The sequence below is a fragment of the Streptomyces odontotermitis genome (assembly GCF_050510915.1).
Taxonomy (GTDB): domain Bacteria; phylum Actinomycetota; class Actinomycetes; order Streptomycetales; family Streptomycetaceae; genus Streptomyces.
In genome coordinates, this window is record NZ_JBNJLS010000020.1 from 153,972 (window position 1) to 176,354 (window position 22,383).

The following is a 22,383-nucleotide window of genomic DNA, read 5'->3' on the forward strand; positions in this document are numbered from 1 at the left end:
GAGCCGCCGGGTGACGAGTGTGGACGATGTGACGACCGAAGCAGAGGACTCGGGACCCAGCGGTTACGCGGCGGCCCGGCTGCGCCTCCTCCAGGAGGGGGCGCGGTCCGGGCCGCCGCGCCGTGCGGCCCTCGCCGAGCTGACCGACGACTGGCTCTCCGGGCTCTTCACCGATGCGGCAAGAGCGGTGAACGGGGTCTCGCTCGTCGCCGTCGGCGGGTACGGGCGCGGGGAGCTGTCGCCGCGCAGCGACCTGGACCTCCTGCTGCTGCACGACGGCACCGCCGAACCCGGCGCCGTCGCCGCCCTCGCGGACAGCCTCTGGTACCCCGTCTGGGACCTCGGCCTCGCCCTCGACCACTCCGTGCGCACCCCCGCCGAGGCCCGCAAGACCGCCGGCGACGACCTCAAGGTCCACCTCGGCCTCCTCGACGCCCGCCACCTCGCCGGCGACCTCGGCCTCACCGCCGCCCTGCGCACCACGGTCCTCGCCGACTGGCGGAACCAGGCCCCCAAGCGGCTCCTGGAGCTGCGCGACCTGTGTGCCGAACGGGCCGAGCGGCAGGGCGAGTTGAGGTACCTCCTCGAACCCGACCTGAAGGAAGCCAGGGGCGGCCTGCGCGACGCCACCGCGCTGCGTGCCGTCGCCGCCTCCTGGCTCGCCGACGCCCCCCGCGAGGGCCTCGACGACGCCCGGCGGCGCCTCCTCGACGCCCGCGACGCCCTGCACCTCACCACCGGCCGCGCCACCGACCGGCTCGCCCTCCAGGAACAGGACCAAGTCGCCGCCGAACTCGGCCTGTTGGACGCCGACACACTGCTGCGCGAGGTGTACGAGGCCGCGCGCACCATCGCGTACGCCAGTGACGTCACCTGGCGCGAGGTCGGCCGGGTCATCAAGTCCCGCGCCGTGCGGCCCCGGCTGCGGGCCATGCTCGGGGGAGGCAAGGCGGGGACGGCGGAAAGGTCGCCGCTCGCCGAAGGCGTCGTCGAGCAGGACGGCGAAGTCGTGCTCGCCCGCGCCGCCCGGCCCGAGCGCGATCCCGTGCTGCCGCTGCGCGCCGCCGCCGCGGCCGCGCAGGCCGGGCTGCCGCTGAACCTGCACGCCGTACGCAGGCTCGCAGCCGTCGCCCGGCCGCTGCCCACCCCCTGGCCCGCCGAGGCCCGCGAACAGCTGGTGACGCTCCTCGGTGCCGGGCGCCCCACCGTCGAGGTGTGGGAGGCCCTGGAGGCGGAGGGCCTCATCGCCGGGCTGCTGCCCGACTGGGAGCGGGTGCGCTGCCGCCCCCAGCGCAACGCCGTGCACACCTGGACCGTGGACCGGCACCTCGTCGAGACGGCCGTACGGGCCTCCGCGCTGACCCGGCACGTGGGCCGGCCCGACCTGCTCCTCGTCGCCGGACTGCTGCACGACATCGGCAAGGGCTGGCCCGGCGACCACTCCCAGGCGGGCGAGATCATCGCGAAGGACGTGGCCGCCCGCATCGGCTTCGACCGCGACGACGTCGCCACCATCGCGACCCTGGTGCGCCACCACCTGCTCCTCGTCGACACCGCGACCCGGCGCGACCTCGACGACCCGGCGACCGTCCGCTCCGTCGCCGAGGCCGTCGGCTCGACCTCCACCCTGGAGCTGCTGCACGCCCTCACCGAGGCCGACGCGCTTGCCACCGGGCCCGCCGCCTGGTCGTCGTGGCGGGGCTCGCTGGTTGCCGACCTGGTCAAGCGGGTCGCGGCAGTGCTGGCCGGGGGCGAGCCCGCGGGCGTGCCCGACCCGGCACCCACCGCCGAGCAGGAGCGGCTCGCCGTGGAGGCGTTCCGTACGGGGGCGCCGGTCCTCGCGTTGCGGGCTCAGACGGAGCCGCCGGCACCGGAGGCCGCTGCCGCCGACGCCGCCGCGGGCGTGCCCGACCCGGGTCCCGAACCCCTCGGCGTGGAGCTCCTGATCGCCGTGCCCGAGCAGCCGGGGGTGCTGCCCGCGGTCGCCGGGGTGCTCGCGATGCACCGGCTCGGGGTGCGCACGGCGGAGCTGCGGTCGCTCGGGGTGGCGGATGTGCTCGAGGGTGGCCGGCAGGGTGTCCGGCGGGGCAGCGACGATCAGGGTGGTCGGCAGGGTGTCCGGCGGGGCAGCGACGATCAGGGTGGTCGGCAGGGTGTCCGGCGGGGCAGTGACGATCAGGGTGGTCGGCGGGGCGTCCGCCCGGGCAGCGGCGATCAGGGTGGTGAGCGGAGCGGCCGGGAGGCCCCCGGCTCCGTCCTCCTGCTCAACTGGCGCGTCTCCGCCCAGTACGGCTCCCTGCCCCAGGCCGCCCGGCTCCGCTCCGACCTGGTGCGCGCCCTCGACGGCTCCCTCGACATCGTGGCCCGGCTCGCCGAGCGCGACGCCGCCTATCCGCGGCGCCGGGGGACGGTGGCGCCGCCGCCCCGGGTGACGGTCGCCTCGGCGGGCTCGCGCCGTGCGACGGTCATCGAGGTGCGCGCCCAGGACGCCCCCGGGCTGCTGCACCGCATCGGGCGGGCCCTGGAGGGCGCGGACGTGCGGGTGCGCTCGGCCCATGTGTCGACCCTGGGGGCCAACGCGGTGGACGCCTTCTATGTGACGGACACCGCGACGGGCGCCGAGGGGGCGCCGCTGCCGGGGGAGCGGGCGGCGGAGGTGGCGCGGTCGGTGGAGGGGGCGCTGCGGGGGTGAGGCACCGGGCGCGCGGCACCGGGCACGGCCCCCTGGGTGTGCCCGGCGCGCGTGGCCCCACCAGCCGGGGGTCGCCAATCCCAGCAGGCAGGGGCCAGCAACCGTTTCCGTGCAGATACCCTGGAGGGCAATCCAAACTGCCCCCGACTCCGAGGACCGACGAGCGCCGTGTTCGATACTCTCTCCGACCGCTTGGCGAATACCTTCAAGACTCTGAGGGGCAAGGGACGCCTGTCCGAGGCGGACATCGACGCCACGGCCCGCGAGATCCGTATCGCCCTGCTCGAGGCGGACGTCGCCCTGCCTGTCGTCCGCGCCTTCATCAAGCAGATCAAGGACCGCGCGACCGGCGCCGAGGTCTCCCAGGCCCTGAACCCGGCCCAGCAGGTCATCAAGATCGTCAACGAGGAGCTCATCGGCATCCTCGGTGGCGAGACCCGCCGCCTCCGCTTCGCCAAGACCGCGCCGACCGTCATCATGCTCGCCGGTCTCCAGGGCGCCGGTAAGACGACGCTCGCCGGAAAGCTCGGCATGTGGCTCAAGACGCAGGGCCACTCGCCGCTGCTCGTCGCCTGCGACCTGCAGCGCCCCAACGCCGTCAACCAGCTCTCCGTCGTCGCCGAGCGCGCGGGCGTCGGCGTCTACGCCCCGCAGCCGGGCAACGGCGTGGGCGACCCGGTCCAGGTCGCCAAGGACTCCATCGAGTACGCCCGCACCAAGCAGTTCGACGTGGTCGTCGTCGACACCGCGGGCCGCCTCGGCATCGACCAGGAGCTGATGCAGCAGGCCGCGGACATCCGCGACGCCGTCAGCCCGGACGAGGTCCTCTTCGTCGTCGACGCCATGATCGGCCAGGACGCCGTCAACACCGCCGAGGCGTTCCGCGACGGCGTCGGCTTCGACGGCGTCGTCCTGTCCAAGCTCGACGGCGACGCCCGCGGTGGTGCCGCGCTCTCCATCGCGCAGGTCACCGGCAAGCAGATCATGTTCGCGTCGAACGGCGAGAAGCTCGACGACTTCGACGCGTTCCACCCGGACCGCATGGCCTCCCGCATCCTCGGCATGGGCGACATGCTCACGCTGATCGAGAAGGCCGAGCAGACCTTCTCGCAGCAAGAGGCCGAGAAGATGGCCTCGAAGCTGGCCTCCAAGAAGGGCCAGGACTTCACGCTCGACGACTTCCTGGCCCAGATGGAGCAGGTCAGGAAGATGGGCAGCATCAGCAAGCTGCTCGGGATGATGCCCGGCATGGGCCAGATCAAGGACCAGATCAACAACCTGGACGAGCGGGACGTCGACCGCACCGCCGCCATCATCAAGTCGATGACCCCGGCCGAGCGGGCGGACGCCTCGATCATCAACGGCTCGCGCCGCGCCCGTATCGCCAAGGGCTCCGGCGTCGAGGTCAGCGCCGTCAAGAACCTGGTCGAGCGGTTCTTCGAGGCCCGCAAGATGATGTCGCGGATGGCCCAGGGCGGCGGCATGCCGGGCATGCCCGGGATGCCCGGCATGGGCGGCGGCGCCGGCCGGCAGAAGAAGAAGCAGAAGCAGGCCAAGGGCAAGCAGCGCTCCGGCAACCCCATGAAGCGCAAGCAGCAGGAGCTCGAGGCGGCCACGCGCCGCGAGCAGGCCGAGCAGCAGCCGGGCCAGCCGGGCGGCGCCTTCGGCCTGCCGGGCGGCCAGGGCGGCAAGGACTTCGAGCTGCCCGACGAGTTCAAGAAGTTCATGGGCTGACCAGGCCCATCCCGTACGTCCGGTGGGGCGCCCCCTGTGTCACAGGGGGCGCCCCCGCCGCATTCCGGATCACATGCCGGGTCCCAGTTCGTGACGTAACGTCCGAATATGAGCAACCCCGTGCCGCCGCGTCAGACGCCCGAGAAACCGTGGCGCTCCGAAGGCGCACCCCCGCCGCCGCCCGCGCCCCCGCCGAAGCGGAAGATGCCGGGCGGCTGGGGCAGCCTCATCCTCACCGCCCTCATCGTCTACCTCATCGCCAACCTCGTCCTGTCCTTCTTCAACGACGGCGACGAACCGACGATCTCGTACACGGAGTTCGCCAAGCAGGTCGACTCCGGCAACGTCACGAAGATCTACTCCAAGGGCGACGCGATCCAGGGCCAGCTCAAGAGCGCCCAGGAAGACCCGGACGGCGACGGCAAGTACACGAAGTTCACGACACAGCGCCCGGCCTTCGCCGACGACAAGCTCTGGGACGACCTGACCAAGCACAAGGTCACGGTCACCGCCGAGCCCGTCGTCCAGGAGCGCAGCTTCCTGTCCAACCTGCTCATCTCGCTCGCCCCGATGCTGCTCCTCGTCGTGCTGTGGATCTTCATCGCGCGCCGCATGAGCTCCGGGATGGGCGGCGCCGGCGGCATGCTCGGCCGCAAGCAGCCGCCCAAGCCCGTCGAACTGGAGCCCGGCAAGAAGCGCACGACCTTCGCGGACGTCGCGGGCATCGACGAGGTCGAGGGCGAGCTCAACGACGTCGTCGACTTCCTCAAGAACCCCGACGCCTACCGCGAGATGGGCGCCAAGATGCCCCGCGGCGTGCTGCTCGCGGGCCCGCCCGGCACCGGCAAGACGCTCCTCGCGCGGGCCGTCGCGGGCGAGGCCGAGGTGCCGTTCTTCTCCGCCTCCGCCTCCGAGTTCATCGAGATGATCGTGGGCGTGGGCGCCTCCCGCGTACGGGAGCTCTTCGCCGAGGCCCGCAAGGTCGCCCCCTCGATCATCTTCATCGACGAGATCGACACCATCGGCCGGGCCCGCGGCGGCGGCAGCGGCATGGGCGGCCACGACGAACGCGAGCAGACCCTCAACCAGATCCTCACCGAGATGGACGGCTTCTCCGGCGCCGAGGGCGTCATCGTGCTCGCCGCGACCAACCGCGCCGACATCCTCGACCCGGCCCTGACCCGCCCCGGCCGCTTCGACCGTGTCGTCAACGTCTCCCCGCCCGACCGCGGCGGCCGCGAGGCCATCCTCAAGATCCACACCCGCGAGATCCCGCTCGCCCCCGACGTCGACCTCGCCCAGGTCGCCCGTACGACACCGGGGATGACCGGCGCCGAACTCGCCAACCTCGCCAACGAGGCTGCCCTCCTCGCCGTCAAGAAGAAGCAGAAGACCGTCAACCAGTCCGACCTCTCCGAAGCCATGGAGAAGGTCCAACTGGGCGCCGAACGCCCCCTGGTGATGCCGGAGGAGGAGCGGCGGCGCACCGCCTACCACGAGAGCGGCCACGCGCTGCTCGGCATGCTGCAGCCCGGCGCCGACCCGGTCCGCAAGATCACCATCGTGCCGCGCGGCCGCGCCCTCGGCGTCACACTGTCCACCCCGGACTCCGACAAGTACGCGTACACGGAGGAGTACCTGCGCGGCCGCATCATCGGCGCACTGGGAGGCATGGCCGCCGAACACGTCGTCTACGGAGTCATCACGACGGGCGCCGAGAACGACCTGGAGCAGGTCACCAACATCGCCCGCGGCATGGTCGGCCGCTGGGGCATGAGCGAACGCGTCGGCCGCCTCTCCGCGCTCCCCAACGACGCCCAGCAGGCATACGGGCTCGCCGCCGCCCCGGAGACCCTCGACACGATCGACGGCGAGATGCGGCGGATCGTCGACGAGTGCTACGAGAGCGCCTGCCGCCAACTGCGCGAGCACCGCGGCCAGTTGGACGACCTCGCCGCCGCCCTCCTGGAGAACGAGACGCTGGAGGAGGAGGCCGCGTACCGGATCGCGGGGATCACCAGGCTGACGAAAGACGGATGACAGATTTCAGAATCTGCCATCTGTTCCGCATTGGTCAGTGCGTGCGCGCGATCAGATACCGGAACACGTTCGGCATCCACACCGTGCCGTCGCGCCGCCGGTGCGGATGGAGCGCCTCCGTCAGCTCCTTGTCGACCTGCACCAGGTCCGTCGCCCCGATCGCCGCGTCGAACAGGCCCGTCGACAGCAGGCCGCGCACCGCGCTCGCCAGGTCCGCGTACCCGAAGGGGCAGGCGACCCGGCCCGAGCCGTCCGGCCGCAGGCCCGCGCTCTTGGCGACCTCCTCCAAGTCGTCGCGGAGTGCCGGGCGCCAGCTGCCCGGACTGCGCAGGGGATCGGCGAGCTTCGTGGCCACCCGCAGCACCGACGACGTCGCACAGCGCTCCGGCGGGCCCCACCCGGCGAGCACCACGGCCGCGCCGCGCTCGGCGAGCGGCGCCGCGGTCTCCAGGAGCTGCGCGAGCCCTTCGGAGTCGCCCGCCATGCACCCGATCGGCTGGAACGCGGTGACGACGTCGTACGGGGCCGAGTCCGGGTCCGCCGCGTCGGCCGGGCCGCCCTCGACGAGCCGGGTGTCGCCGCGCGGGCCGGTGTCCCGCACGGACTCCGGCAGCAGCCGCTCCCGGGCGAGCGCGAGGCGCTCGGGGGCCGAGGGGTCGACACCGGTGACCGAGGCGCCGCGAGCGGCCGCCATCAGGAGGGCGAGTCCGGAGCCGCAGCCGAGGCCCAACAGGCGGCTTCCCGAGCCCACTTCAAGTCGTTCGTACACCGCTTCATAGAGCGGCACCAGCATCCGCTCCTGGATCTCCGCCCAGTCACGCGCGCGTGCACACTGATCCACACGAGGGGAGGTGCCCGCGCGCGGGAGGTGCGACTGCACGAGTGTAGGTGTCATCGAAAGCGCCCCAATCCGCCGAGGAGTTACTGCTTGGCTGTGTTTCCCGCCGTTCGTCCGCCCCCGTGTAGTGCGCTCGCACTCCCCCCGTATGCCAGAGAACTCCGCATCCGTCGTGGCGTCCAGGGGTTGTGGGCCACTCCTTCGGATGTCGCCGCGCGCCATATTGGTTTGCGGCTCTCCGCGTGCTCGGCCGTACCATGCGCGCCATGGCAAAGGCACCCGTACTCACGCCCCGCGCGGACGACTTCCCCCGCTGGTACCAGGACCTGATCACCAAGGCGGAGCTGGCCGACAACGGCCCGGTGCGCGGCACCATGGTCATCCGACCGTACGGCTACGGGCTGTGGGAGCGGATGCAGCAGGACATGGACGCCCGCATCAAGCAGACGGGCACCCAGAACGCGTACTTCCCGCTGTTCATCCCGCAGTCGTACCTGACGCGGGAGGCCGAGCACGTGGAGGGCTTCGCGCCCGAGCTCGCCGTCGTCACGCACGGCGGCGGCAAGGAACTGGAGGAGCCGGTCGTCGTCCGCCCCACCTCGGAGACGATCATCAACGAGTACTTCTCCAAGTGGGTGCAGAGCTACCGCGACCTGCCGCTGCTCATCAACCAGTGGGCGAACGTGGTGCGTTGGGAACTGCGGCCGCGCCTCTTCCTGCGCACGTCCGAGTTCCTCTGGCAGGAGGGCCACACCGCGCACGCCACCTACGAGGAGGCGCGCGACTTCGCGGCGCACATCCACGAGAACGTGTACGGGGCGTTCATGCGCGACACCCTCGCCATGGACTTCGTGCTCGGCCGCAAGACCCCCAAGGAGCGCTTCGCGGGCGCCATCAACACCCTCACCCTCGAAGGGATGATGGGCGACGGCAAGGCCCTGCAGCTCGGCACCAGCCACGAGCTCGGCCAGAACTTCGCGCGCGCCTTCCACACCCAGTACCTCTCCAAGGAAGGCACGCAGGAGCTGGTCTGGCAGACCTCCTGGGGCTCGACGACACGCATGATCGGCGCCCTGGTGATGATGCACGGCGACGACAACGGCCTGCGCGTCCCGCCCCGCCTCGCGGCCACCCAGGTCGTGGTGCTCGCCATCAAGGGGGACGACGCCGTCCTGGCGAAGGTCCGTGAGATCGGCGACGCCCTGAAGGCCGCCGGGCTCCGCGTCCAGGTCGACGACCGCACCGACACCCCCTTCGGGCGCCGCGCCGTCGACTGGGAGCTCAAGGGCGTCCCGGTCCGCGTCGAGGTCGGCCCGCGTGACCTGGAGAGCGGCACGGCGATGGTGGCCCGCCGCATCCCCGGCGGCAAGGAGCCCGTCGCGGTGGAGACGCTGCCCTCCTTGCTGCCCGGCCTCCTGGAGGAGGACCAGAGGCTGCTGCTGACCCAGGCCCGTGAGCGCCGCGAGTCCCGTACGACGGACGTGGCCACGGTCGACGAGGCCGTGGAGGCGGCGGCCGCGGGCAACTGGGCGCGGGTCCCGTGGGCCGCGGTCGGCGAGGAGGGCGAGGCCAGACTGGCCGAGCACTCCGTGACCGTACGGTGTCTGGTCGCGGAGGACGGGGCGGTGCCGGACGCCGACGACGCACCCGGTACGGTCGCTCTGGTGGCCCGCGCCTACTAGCGCGCGCCCGCGGCTCGTGCGCCTTGCTCGGCAACAAGAGCCCCGGCGTGCAGAAAGTTCTACGCGCCGGGGCGTACGCGCCACTACGCACCACCTTGGTACGAGCTGTGCGGCTTCTCCGCAGATCAGCGCACCCGCCCTCGTCCGGACGCATCAACGGCAACTGACGGGTACGTGCAAATTATTTGGGATGCCCCGGAATGGAACCAGAAGGCCCCCCGGCTCGTTGAGCACGACGTGAGCACGACACCACCTGTTCTCGCCGCAGAGCTGGCACAGGCGTGGGCCGACATTCAGCGGCACCACCCCGAGCTGCCCGACCTTGCCGCGCCCGAGTCCCTGATCGGAGAGTCGTCGTCCGCCTGCGGCGCCGAGCTCTCCTTCGAGCGACTGCTTCACGAGGCAGTCCATGGCATCGCCGCCTCACGCGGCGTTCGCGACACTTCACGAGCGGGCCGCTATCACAACCGCAGATTCCTCGCGATCGCCGAGGAGTTGGGGCTCGACCACCCCGAGGAGCCGCACCCGAGCAGCGGCTTCTCCCTGGTCACGCTCAACCCCGAGGCGAAGAAGCGCTACCGCCCGACCATCGAGCGCCTCCAGCGCGCCCTGAAGGCGCACACGGCGGCCACGACGGCCGACTCCGCGCGCAGCTTCCGGGGCCCGGCCGCCCGGCACGGCTCCTCCGGCGGCGGGGTCCGCGTGAAGGCGGTGTGCGACTGCGGGCGCAACGTCCGCGTGGTCCCGTCGGTGCTCGCCCAGGCCCCCATCATGTGCGGCGGCTGCGGCAAGCCCTTCCGGATCCCGGAGGCGGTCGGCGCCGGCGTGGGGTGACCCCGCCCGAGCTGCTGCGGGGCGGACGGACGGCGAAGGCTCCGTTCGGCCGCCCCGTGGGAAGAATGCAGTGGCCCGAAGGGTCTCGGTTGAGGGTGGCGGTGGGAGACGGGCGGGCGTATGGCACAATGGCTAGCTGTACTCGACAGCCGCACAGGAACCCTCTCGCCTCCGGCTGACGCGTCCATCGGGCACTCCGAGTACCGCAACCCCACGTGGCATCCCGTTGTGCCCCACCACGTCAAGACCAGGAGACACCACTCCAGTGGCAGTCAAGATCAAGCTGAAGCGTCTGGGCAAGATCCGTTCGCCTCACTACCGCATCGTCGTCGCCGACTCCCGCACCCGCCGTGACGGCCGGGCCATCGAGGAGATCGGTCTGTACCACCCGGTGCAGAACCCGTCGCGCATCGAGGTCAACTCGGAGCGCGCCCAGTACTGGCTGTCCGTCGGCGCCCAGCCGACCGAGCCGGTCATGGCGATCCTGAAGCTCACCGGCGACTGGCAGAAGCACAAGGGCCTGCCCGCCCCGGCGCCGCTGAAGGTTGCCGAGCCCAAGGACAAGCGCGCCGCGTTCGAAGCCTTCACCAAGGGCCTCGAGGGCGACGACGCCCAGGGTGAGGCCATCACCCAGAAGGCGAAGAAGGCCGACAAGAAGGCGGACGAGGCCAAGGCCGAGTCCACCGAGTCGACTGAGGCCTGAGCATGCTCGAGGAGGCTCTCGAGCACCTCGTGAAGGGCATCGTCGACAACCCCGACGACGTGCAGGTCGCCTCGCGCAACCTGCGCCGCGGGCGCGTCCTTGAGGTCCGGGTCCACCCCGACGACCTCGGCAAGGTGATCGGCCGCAACGGCCGCACCGCACGCGCCCTGCGCACCGTCGTGGGTGCAATCGGCGGCCGCGGTGTCCGCGTCGACCTCGTCGACGTGGACCAGGTTCGCTGAACCTATAACGCAGCACCGGCTCGGGCCGGGGAGGGCTTCAGAGCCGTCCCCGGCCCGTAGTCGTGAACGAGGAGAGAACGCAGTGCAGCTGGTAGTCGCCCGCATCGGCCGTGCCCACGGCATCAAGGGTGAGGTCACCGTGGAGGTCCGCACCGACGAGCCGGAGCTGCGGCTCGGCCCCGGCGCCGTCCTCGCCACCGACCCCGCGGCCACGGGCCCGCTGACCATCGAGTCGGGCCGCGTGCACAGCGGCCGTCTCCTGCTGCGCTTCGAAGGCGTACGCGACCGCACGGCCGCCGAGGCCCTGCGCAACACCATCCTCATCGCCGAGGTCGACCCCGAGGAACTCCCCGAAGAAGAGGACGAGTTCTACGACCACCAGCTGATGGACCTCGACGTCGTCCTGGCGGACGGCACCGAGATCGGCCGGATCACCGAGATCTCGCACCTGCCCTCGCAGGACCTGTTCATCGTGGAGCGGCCCGACGGCAGCGAGGTCATGATCCCCTTCGTCGAGGAGATCGTCACCGAGATCGACCTGGAGGAGCAGCGCGCGGTCATCGACCCGCCCCCCGGGCTCATCGACGACCGCGCCGAGATCGCCTCCGCACGCGACGCTTCAAAGGACGACGCGTAATGCGGCTCGACGTCGTCACGATCTTCCCCGAGTACCTGGACCCGCTGAACGTCTCCCTCGTCGGCAAGGCACGCGCGCGTGGCCGCCTCGACGTCCACGTGCACGACCTCAGGGAATGGACGTACGACCGGCACAACACGGTCGACGACACCCCCTACGGCGGCGGCCCCGGCATGGTCATGAAGACCGAGCCCTGGGGCGACGCCCTCGACCAGGTCCTCGCCGACGGCTACGAAGCGGGCTGCCACGGCCCCGCGATCGTCGTCCCCACGCCCAGCGGGCGCCCCTTCACCCAGGAACTCGCCGTCGAGCTGTCCGAGCGCCCGTGGCTCGTCTTCACACCCGCGCGCTACGAGGGCATCGACCGGCGCGTGATCGACGAGTACGCGACCCGGCTGCCCGTCTACGAGGTGTCCATCGGCGACTACGTCCTCGCCGGCGGAGAGGCCGCCGTCCTGGTCGTCACCGAGGCCGTGGCCCGCCTCCTGCCCGGCGTCCTCGGCAACGCCGAGTCCCACCGCGACGACTCCTTCGCGCCCGGCGCCATGGCCAACCTCCTGGAGGGGCCGGTGTACACCAAGCCCCCACAGTGGCGCGGCCAGGGCATCCCGGACGTCCTGCTCAGCGGCCACCACGGCAAGATCGCGCGCTGGCGGCGGGACGAGGCGCTGCGCCGCACGACCCGCAACAGGCCCGATCTCATTGAGCGTTGCGACCCCGCCGCCTTCGACAAGAAGGACCGCGAGATGCTCTCGATCCTGGGGTGGCGGCCGGGCCCCGACGGCCGATTTGGGCGAGACCCCGAGGCCGTGGAAGAATAGACCGCTGCTGTACGTCCAGCGTGCGCCCCTGCCACAGGGGGAACGACGCCCGCCCGACGCGATCAGCTGTCGAAACCTCATTCATCACGTACCGCTGATGACCTGTGGCATCAGCGAAGAAAGCAGACGATCATGGCCAACCTGCTCGACTCCGTCGACTCCGCTTCGCTGCGCAGCGACATCCCGGCCTTCCGCCCGGGTGACACCGTCAACGTCCACGTCCGCGTCATCGAGGGCAACCGCTCCCGTGTGCAGCAGTTCAAGGGCGTCGTCATCCGCCGCCAGGGCGCCGGTGTCCGCGAGACCTTCACGGTCCGCAAGGTCTCGTTCTCCGTGGGCGTCGAGCGCACCTTCCCGGTGCACACCCCGATCGTCGAGAAGATCGAGCTCGTCACCAAGGGTGACGTCCGCCGCGCCAAGCTGTACTACCTGCGCGACCTGCGCGGCAAGGCCGCGAAGATCAAGGAGAAGCGCGAGAACTGATCTCGCGCGCGGGTCCCACAGGAGGGCCGGATAGCATCTGGCCCCGATGGACACCGAAGCACAGCAGACGGAGCGCGACCGCCCCTCCCCGCCCTCCTCGGACCCCGAGTCCGAGGAGGAGGCGCCGGAGGAGCGGTCGCGCTCCGTCGTCGCATGGGCAGCCTCCTGGCTGCCCGGCGGCCGGATCACGCTCAGCCTGCTGCTGTGCCTGGTCTTCGTACTGCTGCTCGGCACCTTCGTGATCCAGCCCTTCCAGATCCCGAGCCGCTCCATGGAGCCCACGTTCCGGGTCGGAGACCGCGTACTCGTCAACAAGTTGGCGTACCGTTTCGGTTCCGGGCCGCAGCGGGGTGACGCCGTCGTCTTCGACGGCGACGGATACTTCGGTGATGCCGACTACATCAAGCGCGTCGCGGGCGTCGGGGGAGACCGAGTCGTCTGCTGCGACCGGCGGGGGAGGATCCAGGTGAACGGGCAGGCCGTCGACGAGCCGTACCTGTACCCCGGGGACGCCCCCTCGAAGGTGCCCTTCGACGTCGTCGTACCGGACGGCAGCCTCTTCCTGCTCGGCGACCACCGCAGCGACTCCCGTGACTCCCGCGACCACCTCGGCTCACCCGGCGGCGGCATGATCCCCGTCGACAAGGTCATCGGCAGGGCCGAGTGGATCGCCTGGCCGGTCGGCCACTGGACCTCCCTGAAGCGCCCGAGCGGCTACGCGCGCGTGCCGGCACCGGGCGGCGCGCATGGGTAACCGCGGGCGCTCCCGCGCCAGTCACCGGGCCGACACCCGCCTGCCCACAGGTACCCGGCCGACCGACGGGCCCGCGCTGCCAGGGCGGGCCGAGCGGCGCAAGCTCGCCAAGAAGGTCAAACGGCGCCGACGGCGCTCCGCGATCAAGGAGATACCTCTCCTCATAGGCGTCGCGGTGCTCATAGCCCTGGTCCTGAAGACCTTCCTGGTGCAGGCGTTCGTGATCCCGTCGGGCTCGATGGAACAGACCATCAAGATCGGCGACCGGGTCCTCGTCGACAAGCTCACCCCCTGGTTCGGCTCCAAGCCCTCGCGCGGCGACGTCGTCGTCTTCAAGGACCCGGGCGGCTGGCTCGAAGAGGAACAGGGCAAGAAGAAGGACGACCCCGTCGTCGTCAAGCAGGTCAAGGAAGGTCTGACCTGGATCGGGCTCCTCCCGTCCGACAACGAACGGGACCTGATCAAGCGCGTGGTCGCCGTCGGCGGTGACACCGTCAAATGCTGTGACAAGAACGGCAAAGTCACCGTCAACGGGGTGCCGCTCAACGAGCCGTACATCAACCCTGGTGACAAGCCCTCGAACTTCGACTTCGAGGTGAAGGTCCCCAAGGGGCGCCTCTTCGTCATGGGCGACCACCGCGGTGACTCCGCCGACTCCCGCTTCCACCGCACCGAAGCCTTCCACGGCACGGTCTCGGAGGACTCGGTCGTGGGGCGTGCGATGGTCATCGCCTGGCCCTTCGGGCACTGGCGCAAACTCGAGGAGCCGGACACCTACGCGACGGTCCCCGACGCGCCATCCGGGTCGGACACGGCCCTCGGGGCTTCGCATAGGGTGGCCCCCGGCGATCCAAACGGAATGATCCGGCTCCCGACCCCTGCGGAACTCCCGCTCGTTATGGGAGTGGTGGGCCTGCACCGTGGATGGGGCAGGCGGCGGCACGGACTGAGGAGTGGATGTGGGGGATTTGGCGGTCGGCGCACGATCCGGACACGAAGGACCCGAGGAGCAGCCGGGACGGACCGGCGAACCGGCGGGCTCCGCGGCGGACGGCACGCCCCAGGCGACCCCCGGGACTGACGCGGCGGACCAGACCGCGCCCTCCGCGGGCGGCCCCGGCGACGCGGGCGGCAAGAAGACCGAGACGCCGAAGAAGCCCCGCTCCTTCTGGAGAGAGCTCCCGCTGCTCATCGGTATCGCGCTGGTGCTCGCGCTGATCATCAAGACCTTCCTGGTCCAGGCGTTCTCCATCCCGTCGGACTCGATGCAGGACACCCTGCAGAAGGGCGACCGGGTCCTCGTCGACAAGCTCACCCCGTGGTTCGGCTCCGAGCCCGAGCGCGGCGAGGTCGTCGTCTTCAAGGACCCCGGCCACTGGCTGGACGGCGAGCCCGCGCCCAACCCGAACGCGGTGCAGAAGGTCCTCGGCTGGATCGGCCTGATGCCGTCCGCCGACGAGAAGGACCTCATCAAGCGCGTCATCGGGGTCGGCGGCGACACCGTCGAGTGCAAGGGCACCGGCCCGGTGAAGGTCAACGGCAAGGCGCTGAACGAGCCGTACGTCTTCCCCGGCAACACCCCCTGCAGCGTCGACGACGAGGGCGGCCAGTTCAAGGTCACCGTCCCCAAGGGCAAAATCTGGGTCATGGGTGACCACCGGCAGAACTCGCTGGACTCCCGCTACCACCAGAACCAGCCCGGCGGCGGCGCCGTCCCCGTGGACAACGTCGTGGGCCGCGCCATCGTGATCGCCTGGCCGCCCACCCGCTGGGCCACGCTGCCGGTCCCGGACACCTTCGACCAGCCCGGCATCAGCGCCGCGATGAGCGCCGCTCCGGGGGCCCTCGGTCTCGCGGGTGCCGTCCCGATCGTGCTGTGGCGCAGGCGCCGGGTGCGCCTCGAGGCGACCGGAAGCATGGATTCCGGCCGTGGTGCGAGGGTTTCTGGCTGAGGTACCGCCGGGTAGGGTGCCGTCCCAGATCGCCGATCTTCCGAGCCGCCGTACCGGGGGCCGCAGAGGTCGTCTCCGACGTGGGGGAGCACTGGGATGAGCAGGACAAGTCGTACGGGTGAGGGCCGCGGCCGCACCGGCAGGGTGCTGTCGGGGCTCGCCGTGGCCCTCGGCTGTGTGCTCTTCCTCGGCGGCTTCGCCTGGGGCGCTGTCCTGTACCAGCCGTACACCGTCCCCACCGGATCGATGACCCCGACCATCGGCTCGGGCGACCGGGTCCTCGCCCAGCGGATAGACGGCGACGACGTCCGCCGCGGCGACGTCGTCGTCTTCGAGCAGCAGAGCTGGGGCAACCTGCCCATGGTCAAGCGCGTGGTCGGCATCGGCGGCGACAAGGTCGCCTGCTGCACCGACGGCAAGCTCACCGTGAACGGCAAGAAGATCGAAGAACCGTATCTCCTTGAGGGCAAGGGGGCGTCCGCCACCGGGATCAAGGAGACCACCGTCCCCGAGGGGCGCCTGTTCCTGCTCGGCGACGAACGCAGCGGCTCCCTCGACTCCAGCGTCCACCTCGGCGACGCCGATCACGGCTCGGTGCCGCGCAGCGCGGTCAAGGCCCGGGTCGACGCGGTGGCCTGGCCTATGGACAAGTTCGGCATGCTCGAGCGCCCCGACGGCTTCGCCGCTCTGCCCGGCGGCCTCTCCGAGCCCGGGCCGCTGCGGCTCGTCCTCGGCGCGGTGGTCGCGGGCATGGTGCTCGTCCTCGGCGGGGCCGCGTACGGACCGCTGGCCAAGCGCCTCGGCCGTGGTCGGGCCCGTGCCGGAGGCCGTACGAGGGAGACCGCTCATGCCGGATGACCAGGCAGGTGAACATGTCGGCTGACCCGGCAGGCGAACAGGCGTCCCTCCCGGACGAGGGTGACGTCGCGACCCGGCCGCTGCGCAAGGTCGCCCGGGTCGTGCTGCTCGACCCCGAGGACCGGATCCTGCTGCTGCACGGCCACGAGCCGGGCGACCGGACGGACGACTGGTGGTTCACGCCGGGCGGCGGCCTCGAGGGCGACGAGACGCGGGCTGAGGCCGCGCTGCGCGAACTGGCCGAGGAGACAGGCATCACAGACGTCGACCTCGGGCCGGTGCTGTGGCGCAGGGTCTGCTCCTTCCCGTTCGCCGGGCGCCGCTGGGACCAGGACGAGTGGTACTACCTGGCCCGTACGACGCAGCGGACGGCGGCCGTCGCCGAAGGGCTCACGGAGCTGGAGCGACGCAGCGTCGACGGAGCGCGCTGGTGGACGTGCCGGGAACTGACCGAGGCACATGAGACGGTATATCCGACCAGACTCGCCGAGCTGCTCCGCAGGCTGCTCGACGAGGGTCCCCCGGACCGTCCCGAGATCCTCGACACGGAAATCGTGTAGGGGCTCGCGGGGCTGACGCACAATAGGGGGACGCACGGCTGAAGGGGAACATGCCATGAGCGCCGAGGACCTCGAGAAGTACGAGACCGAGATGGAGCTGAAGCTCTACCGGGAGTACCGCGATGTCGTCGGTCTGTTCAAATACGTGATCGAGACCGAGCGGCGCTTCTACCTCACCAACGACTACGAGATGCAGGTGCACTCGGTCCAGGGCGAGGTGTTCTTCGAAGTGTCCATGGCGGATGCCTGGGTGTGGGACATGTACCGGCCCGCACGGTTCGTGAAGCAGGTCAGGGTCCTCACGTTCAAGGACGTGAACATCGAGGAGCTCAACAAGAGCGACCTGGAACTCCCGCAGGGGTGACGGGCGCTCCGGCAGGGGTGACCCGACCCCGTCCGCAGGGCCCGCCGCTCCCGCAGGGGTGACCGAGTTGTCCACAACCCGACGCCCGTCCACCAAGATCCAAAAGGTGGGGGCCGGTGCGTGACCGTTGGTGCCGGAGGTGGTGCCGACATGAACGCACGGGGGGCACTGGGCAAGTACGGCGAAGGACTGGCCGCGCGGCGGCTGACCGAAGCCGGCATGACGGTTCTGGCGCGCAACTGGCGCGCGGGCAGAGCCGGAGAGATCGACATCGTCGCCCTCGACGGGGACGCACTCGTCGTCTGCGAGGTCAAGACGCGCCGCACCGGCCGCCTCGGCCCCGGGATCTACGAACACCCGATGGCGGCCGTGAACCGCACCAAGGCCGAGCGGCTGCGCCGCCTCGCCGAGCACTGGATCGACCAACGCGGCGGCCCGCCACCAGGCGGCGTCCGCATCGACCTCGTGGGCGTCCTCGTGCCCCGCCGCGGCGCCCCCGTCGTGGAGCACGCCCGGGGGGTGGCCTGATGGGATTCGCGCGCACCTGCTCCGTGGCGCTCGTCGGCGTCGAAGGCGTGGTCGTCGAGGTACAGGCCGACCTGGAACCCGGCGTCGCGGCCTTCACCCTCGTCGGACTGCCCGACAAGAGCCTCACGGAGAGCCGGGACAGAGTCCGGGCAGCCGTGGTCAACTCGGGCGGCGAATGGCCGCAGAAGAAGCTCACCGTGGGGCTCAGCCCCGCCTCGGTCCCCAAAGGCGGCAGCGGATTCGACCTGGCCGTGGCCTGCGCGGTCCTCGGCGCCGCCGAGCGCATCGACCCCCGGGTCCTCGCCGACATCGTCATGATCGGAGAGCTGGGGCTCGACGGACGCGTACGGCCCGTACGCGGCGTACTCCCCGCCGTCCTCGCCGCCGCCGACGCGGGCTACGAACAAGTCGTGGTCCCCGAGTGCACAGCAGCCGAAGCCGCACTCGTACCAGGCATCTCCGTCCTCGGCGTACGCAGCCTGCGCCAGCTCATCGCCGTGCTCACCGACGAACCCGTCCCCGACGAACCACCGGACGACGTCGGACGGCCCGACCCGATGCTCGCGGGCCTCAGCGTGCCCGGCGCCGGAGCGGGCACCGGCCTCGTCCCCGACGACACACACGGCCTCGACCTCGCCGACGTCGCCGGCCAGCTCTCCGCGCGCACAGCCGTCGAAGTGGCCGCCGCCGGCGCCCACCACATCTTCCTGCTCGGCCCGCCCGGCGCAGGCAAGACCATGCTCGCCGAACGCCTGCCCGCGATCCTGCCCCCACTCAGCCGCGAGGACTCCCTCGAAGTGACCGCCGTGCACTCCGTGGCGGGCATGCTGCCCCCGGGCAAACCACTCGTCGACACCGCCCCCTACTGCGCACCCCACCACTCCGCGACGATGCAGTCCCTCGTCGGCGGCGGCAAGGGAATCCCCCGCCCAGGAGCGGTGTCCCTGGCCCACCGCGGCGTCCTGTTCCTCGACGAGGCACCGGAATTCAGCAGCCAGGCCCTGGACTCCCTGCGCCAGCCCCTGGAGTCCGGACACGTCGTGATCGCCCGCAGCGCCGGAGTGGTGCGCCTGCCCGCGAAGTTCCTCATGATCCTCGCCGCGAACCCCTGCCCCTGCGGCCAGCACACCCTCATGGGCGACGGCTGCGAATGCCCGCCCGCCCTCGTCCGCCGCTACCAGGCCCGCCTCTCCGGCCCCCTCCTCGACCGCGTCGACCTCAAAGTGGAGGTGGAGCCCGTCACCCGCTCCGAACTCTCCGGATACGCCGCACGAGGCGAGACCACCCGGATCGTCGCCGAGCGGGTGCGCGAGGCCCGCGAAAGAGCGACCGCCCGGCTCGCGGGCACCGGCTGGCGCACCAACAGCGAAGTGCCCGGCCACGCCCTGCGCACCCGCTGGCCCGCCGCCCCCGGCGCCCTCGACCTGGCCGAACGCGACCTGGAGCGGGGCTTCCTGACCGCCCGCGGCCTCGACCGGGTGCTGCGCGTCGCCTGGACCGTCGCGGATCTCGCCGGGCGGGACCGGCCCGGCGCACAGGACGTCGCCCTCGCCCTCCAACTGCGCACCGGCATCTCCCGGGGCGTGCCCATGGCGATCGGAGCCGGCTGATGGCACCCCCAGCGGCCCCGGAGCAGGAACGCCGGGCGCGCATCGCCCTGACCCGCGCCCTGGAACCCGGCGACCAGGCGTGCGGCCGATGGCTGCGGGAGAGCGGACCCGCCGAGGTGCTGCGCAGGCTCACCGAGAGCGAGCCGGACGGCGAGACGGAGGAGCTGCCACCGGGCATCGGCGCGAAACGCTGGGCCGGACTGCGAGCACGCGCCGGGCGAGCCGAACCGGAGCGCGACCTGGAGGCCGCGGCCCGCGTCGGTGCCCGGTTCGTGTGCCCGGGGGACCAGGAGTGGCCGGGACAGCTCGACGACCTGGGGGACGCACGGCCCGTGGGGCTGTGGGTGCGCGGGCGGCCCAGCCTGCGGATATGGGCGCTGCGGTCGGTGGCCGTCGTCGGCGCCCGAGCCTGCACCGAGTACGGGGCACACATGGCGGCGGCCCTCGGCTCGGGGCTCGCCGAGCGCGGCTGGGTCGTGGTGTCCGGGGGCGCGTACGGGGTGGACGGGGCGGCGCACCGAGGCGCGCTAGGGGCGGACGGGGCCACCGTGGCGGTCCTCGCGTGCGGGGTGGACCAGTCCTATCCGCGCGGGCACACCGAGTTGCTCGACCGGATCGCTGAACAGGGCCTCGTCGTCGGTGAATTGCCGCCCGGTGACCACCCCACACCGAGCCGGTTCATCCTCCGGAACAGAGTCATCGCCGCACTCACCCGGGGCACCGTCGTCGTCGAGGCCGCGTACCGCAGCGGCGCCCTGGTGACCGCGCGGGCGGCACAGCGGCTCGGCCGGTTCACGATGGGGGTGCCGGGGCCGGTCACCAGCGGACTCTCGGCCGGGGTACATGAACTCCTGCGCGGGGAAGGGGTCCTGGTCACCGACGCGGAGGAAGTGGCCGAACTGGTCGGCGACATGGGGGAGCTCGCACCCGAGCGACGAGGCCCCGTCGTACCACGCGACCTGCTCGCCCCCGGCGCGGCCCGGGTCCTGGCCGCACTGCCCGGCCGCGGAACCGCCTCGGTGCCCGACATTGCACGGGACGCCGGGACGACACCGGACGACGCCGTGAGTCGACTGTACGAGCTCCGTTCACTCGGATTCGTCGAACGACACGGCGATGGCTGGCAGTTGACACGCCAGACAATGGCGCCCGTTGCGCCACCTTCATGTGATTGATGACGGAGAGTGTTCCGCCGTCCGGATGACCCCCGATGGCCTTGGGAAATCGCGGAGTTGATGCCGCGATTTCGTCACGCTCTGCGACCGGAGGAGCCGTACCGTCCGCTCAGCGGAACGTATCTGCGTACGCGCGATCCCATACTCTTCGCACACTGCGACACTTCAGTCACGCTACGCTCACAAGGATTCCGACGCGGCAGGCAAACAGACGGACAAGCTCATTCAGTTCACGCAAGGTCACCACCCCACCGGTGCACGCGATCTCACCGGCTCACGGCAGAACGGCTCAAGGCGACGAATGCCCCAGCACACCTCCGGTTCTGACCGGGCGGCTGCTCCCCCAGCTGCCCGCAGCGGCGAGCGGGAGCGGCCCCCCGCACCCACGTCGCTGGACGAGCTGTGGCGGTCGTACAAGGCGACGGGGGACGGGCGCCTGCGCGAACAGCTGATCCTGCACTACTCACCGCTGGTGAAGTACGTCGCGGGCCGGGTGAGCGTCGGACTCCCACCCAACGTCGAGCAAGCCGACTTCGTCTCCTCCGGCGTCTTCGGACTCATCGACGCGATCGAGAAGTTCGACATCGAGCGCGAGATCAAGTTCGAGACGTACGCGATCACCCGCATCCGGGGCGCCATGATCGACGAACTCCGCGCCCTCGACTGGATCCCCCGCTCCGTACGGCAGAAGGCGCGCAACGTGGAACGCGCCTACGCCACGCTCGAGGCGAAGCTGCGACGCACCCCGTCGGAGAGCGAGGTCGCCGCCGAGATGGGCGTCGCCCTCGAAGAACTGCACGCGGTTTTCAGCCAGTTGTCCCTCGCAAACGTGGTGGCACTCGAAGAGCTGCTGCACGTCGGCGGCGAGGGCGGCGACCGGCTCAGCCTCATGGACACCCTCGAGGACCACGCCGCCGACAACCCCGTCGAAGTCGCCGAGGACCGTGAGTTGAGGCGCCTCCTCGCCCGCGCGATCAACACACTGCCGGAGCGCGAGAAGACCGTCGTCACCCTCTACTACTACGAAGGACTCACCCTCGCGGAGATCGGCAACGTCCTCGGCGTGACAGAGAGCCGCGTGAGCCAGATCCACACCAAATCGGTGCTCCAGCTGAGAGCGAAGCTGGCGAGTTTCGGACGGTGAGGTGCGCCGGGCAGGCGCGCTGCTGAATCGTGTCTGCCACGCCCCATGAATCGTGTCTGCCACGCCCCACGGCCGTCCCTCGGCCCGGCTCCCGCACCGGTGGCACGCTTGAACGGACTCCCGTGCCGGGCCCCGCGTCCGTAAAGTGGAGACGTGCCAAGGATTCGAGCGGCCTCCGTGGCCGAGCACCGGTCGATGCAGCGCGGCGCCCTCCTGGACGCCGCGCGATCCCTGCTGTCCGAAGGCGGTACGGAGGCGCTGACCTTCCCCGCGCTCGCCGAGCGCACGGGACTCGCGCGATCCTCCGTCTACGAGTACTTCCGCTCCCGGGCCGCCGTCGTCGAAGAGCTCTGCGAGGTCGACTTCCCCGTCTGGGCTGCGGAGGTGTCCGCCGCGATGCAGGCCGCCGACACCGCCGAGGGCAAGGTCGAGGCGTATGTGCGCCAACAGCTCTCCCTGGTCGGCGACCGAAGGCACCGCGCCGTCGTCGCGATCTCCGCGAGCGAACTCGACGCGGGGGCGCGAGAGAAGATCCGGGCGGCGCACGGCGGCCTCGTCGCGATGATCGTCGAAGCACTCGAAACACTCGGACACGAACAGCCCCGGCTCGCCGCGATGCTGCTCCAGGGCATCGTCGACGCGGCGGTCCGGCGAATCGAGCTGGGAGCGGCGGAAGACCCCGGGGCGATCACGGAGGCGGCTGTGGGGATGGCGTTGCGGGGCGTCCGGGGC

The 22,383-nt window shown here is 71.3% G+C and carries 22 protein-coding genes; 21 read left to right on the forward strand and 1 reads right to left on the reverse strand.

Translation table 11 applies throughout. The features are described from left to right. The first annotated feature begins 19 nt into the window (after nt 1-19). The 3 genes from ACQB60_RS36870 to ftsH all read left to right on the forward strand — a co-directional run bounded on the left by ACQB60_RS36870 (nt 20) and on the right by ftsH (nt 6,466). A complete protein-coding gene (locus ACQB60_RS36870; protein WP_496930482.1) occupies nt 20-2,692 on the forward strand; it encodes a [protein-PII] uridylyltransferase in 2,673 nt (890 codons plus the stop codon). 168 nt (nt 2,693-2,860) lie between these two features. Beyond that, nucleotides 2,861-4,426, forward strand: coding sequence for a signal recognition particle protein (ffh, locus tag ACQB60_RS36875; RefSeq protein ID WP_496930461.1), 1,566 nt, complete (start codon nt 2,861-2,863; stop codon nt 4,424-4,426). Between the two features lie 108 nt (nt 4,427-4,534). Further along, nucleotides 4,535-6,466: an ATP-dependent zinc metalloprotease FtsH gene (gene ftsH / locus ACQB60_RS36880; protein WP_496930462.1), complete on the forward strand. Its 1,932-nt coding sequence runs from the start codon at nt 4,535-4,537 to the stop codon at nt 6,464-6,466. Nucleotides 6,467-6,500: 34 nt separating this feature from the next. On the opposite strand, the gene ACQB60_RS36885 is transcribed toward ftsH, so the two are convergent. Beyond that, nucleotides 6,501-7,361, reverse strand: a complete 861-nt coding sequence (locus ACQB60_RS36885) for a methyltransferase domain-containing protein (protein ID WP_496930463.1) — start codon at nt 7,359-7,361, stop codon at nt 6,501-6,503. Nucleotides 7,362-7,570: 209 nt separating this feature from the next. Between ACQB60_RS36885 and proS the strand changes: the two genes are divergently transcribed. The 18 genes from proS to ACQB60_RS36975 all read left to right on the forward strand — a co-directional run. Then, a complete protein-coding gene (gene proS / locus ACQB60_RS36890; RefSeq protein ID WP_496930464.1) occupies nt 7,571-8,986 on the forward strand; it encodes a proline--tRNA ligase in 1,416 nt (471 codons plus the stop codon). A 237-nt stretch (nt 8,987-9,223) separates the two neighbouring features. Further along, nucleotides 9,224-9,820, forward strand: a complete 597-nt coding sequence (locus ACQB60_RS36895; protein ID WP_384833601.1) for a hypothetical protein — start codon at nt 9,224-9,226, stop codon at nt 9,818-9,820. Nucleotides 9,821-10,085: 265 nt separating this feature from the next. Then, the gene (rpsP, locus tag ACQB60_RS36900) at nt 10,086-10,523 is read left to right on the forward strand and encodes a 30S ribosomal protein S16 (RefSeq protein ID WP_384833604.1); all 438 of its coding nucleotides are present in this window, start codon (nt 10,086-10,088) and stop codon (nt 10,521-10,523) included. A 2-nt stretch (nt 10,524-10,525) separates the two neighbouring features. Next, complete coding sequence (locus tag ACQB60_RS36905; RefSeq protein WP_014176063.1) at nt 10,526-10,765, forward strand: RNA-binding protein; 240 nt, start codon at nt 10,526-10,528, stop codon at nt 10,763-10,765. Nucleotides 10,766-10,847: 82 nt separating this feature from the next. Continuing rightward, nucleotides 10,848-11,402: a ribosome maturation factor RimM gene (rimM, locus tag ACQB60_RS36910; RefSeq protein ID WP_384833607.1), complete on the forward strand. Its 555-nt coding sequence runs from the start codon at nt 10,848-10,850 to the stop codon at nt 11,400-11,402. Beyond that, nucleotides 11,402-12,223: a tRNA (guanosine(37)-N1)-methyltransferase TrmD gene (gene trmD / locus ACQB60_RS36915; RefSeq protein ID WP_496930465.1), complete on the forward strand. Its 822-nt coding sequence runs from the start codon at nt 11,402-11,404 to the stop codon at nt 12,221-12,223. Before rimM ends, trmD begins: the two co-directional genes overlap by 1 nt. A 132-nt stretch (nt 12,224-12,355) precedes the next feature. Then, nucleotides 12,356-12,706, forward strand: coding sequence for a 50S ribosomal protein L19 (gene rplS, locus ACQB60_RS36920; RefSeq protein ID WP_384833613.1), 351 nt, complete (start codon nt 12,356-12,358; stop codon nt 12,704-12,706). Between the two features lie 46 nt (nt 12,707-12,752). Continuing rightward, a complete protein-coding gene (lepB, locus tag ACQB60_RS36925) occupies nt 12,753-13,460 on the forward strand; it encodes a signal peptidase I (RefSeq protein ID WP_496930466.1) in 708 nt (235 codons plus the stop codon). Next, nucleotides 13,453-14,541 carry a signal peptidase I gene (gene lepB / locus ACQB60_RS36930; protein WP_496930467.1) on the forward strand — a complete coding sequence of 363 codons (1,089 nt, stop codon included), beginning with the start codon at nt 13,453-13,455 and terminating at the stop codon, nt 14,539-14,541. The genes lepB (ACQB60_RS36925) and lepB (ACQB60_RS36930) overlap by 8 nt, the downstream gene beginning before the upstream one ends. Continuing rightward, nucleotides 14,429-15,412 carry a signal peptidase I gene (gene lepB, locus ACQB60_RS36935; protein ID WP_496930483.1) on the forward strand — a complete coding sequence of 328 codons (984 nt, stop codon included), beginning with the start codon at nt 14,429-14,431 and terminating at the stop codon, nt 15,410-15,412. Before lepB (ACQB60_RS36930) ends, lepB (ACQB60_RS36935) begins: the two co-directional genes overlap by 113 nt. Before the next feature lie 96 nt (nt 15,413-15,508). Beyond that, complete coding sequence (gene lepB, locus ACQB60_RS36940) at nt 15,509-16,270, forward strand: signal peptidase I (RefSeq protein ID WP_496930468.1); 762 nt, start codon at nt 15,509-15,511, stop codon at nt 16,268-16,270. A gap of 14 nt (nt 16,271-16,284) precedes the next feature. After that, nucleotides 16,285-16,830, forward strand: a complete 546-nt coding sequence (locus ACQB60_RS36945) for an NUDIX hydrolase (protein ID WP_496930484.1) — start codon at nt 16,285-16,287, stop codon at nt 16,828-16,830. A gap of 55 nt (nt 16,831-16,885) precedes the next feature. Next, nucleotides 16,886-17,194 carry a DUF2469 domain-containing protein gene (locus tag ACQB60_RS36950; protein WP_017947641.1) on the forward strand — a complete coding sequence of 103 codons (309 nt, stop codon included), beginning with the start codon at nt 16,886-16,888 and terminating at the stop codon, nt 17,192-17,194. A gap of 120 nt (nt 17,195-17,314) precedes the next feature. Then, entirely contained in the window at nt 17,315-17,722 is a 408-nt protein-coding gene (locus tag ACQB60_RS36955; protein ID WP_496930469.1) for a YraN family protein, read from the forward strand. Further along, a complete protein-coding gene (locus tag ACQB60_RS36960) occupies nt 17,722-19,332 on the forward strand; it encodes a YifB family Mg chelatase-like AAA ATPase (protein WP_496930470.1) in 1,611 nt (536 codons plus the stop codon). Before ACQB60_RS36955 ends, ACQB60_RS36960 begins: the two co-directional genes overlap by 1 nt. Further along, entirely contained in the window at nt 19,332-20,507 is a 1,176-nt protein-coding gene (gene dprA / locus ACQB60_RS36965; protein ID WP_496930471.1) for a DNA-processing protein DprA, read from the forward strand. Before ACQB60_RS36960 ends, dprA begins: the two co-directional genes overlap by 1 nt. Before the next feature lie 301 nt (nt 20,508-20,808). After that, nucleotides 20,809-21,651 carry an RNA polymerase sigma factor WhiG gene (whiG, locus tag ACQB60_RS36970; RefSeq protein ID WP_496930472.1) on the forward strand — a complete coding sequence of 281 codons (843 nt, stop codon included), beginning with the start codon at nt 20,809-20,811 and terminating at the stop codon, nt 21,649-21,651. 177 nt (nt 21,652-21,828) lie between these two features. Beyond that, nucleotides 21,829-22,383: TetR/AcrR family transcriptional regulator (locus ACQB60_RS36975; RefSeq protein WP_384833917.1), on the forward strand; the 555-nt coding region annotated here is incomplete at its 3' end.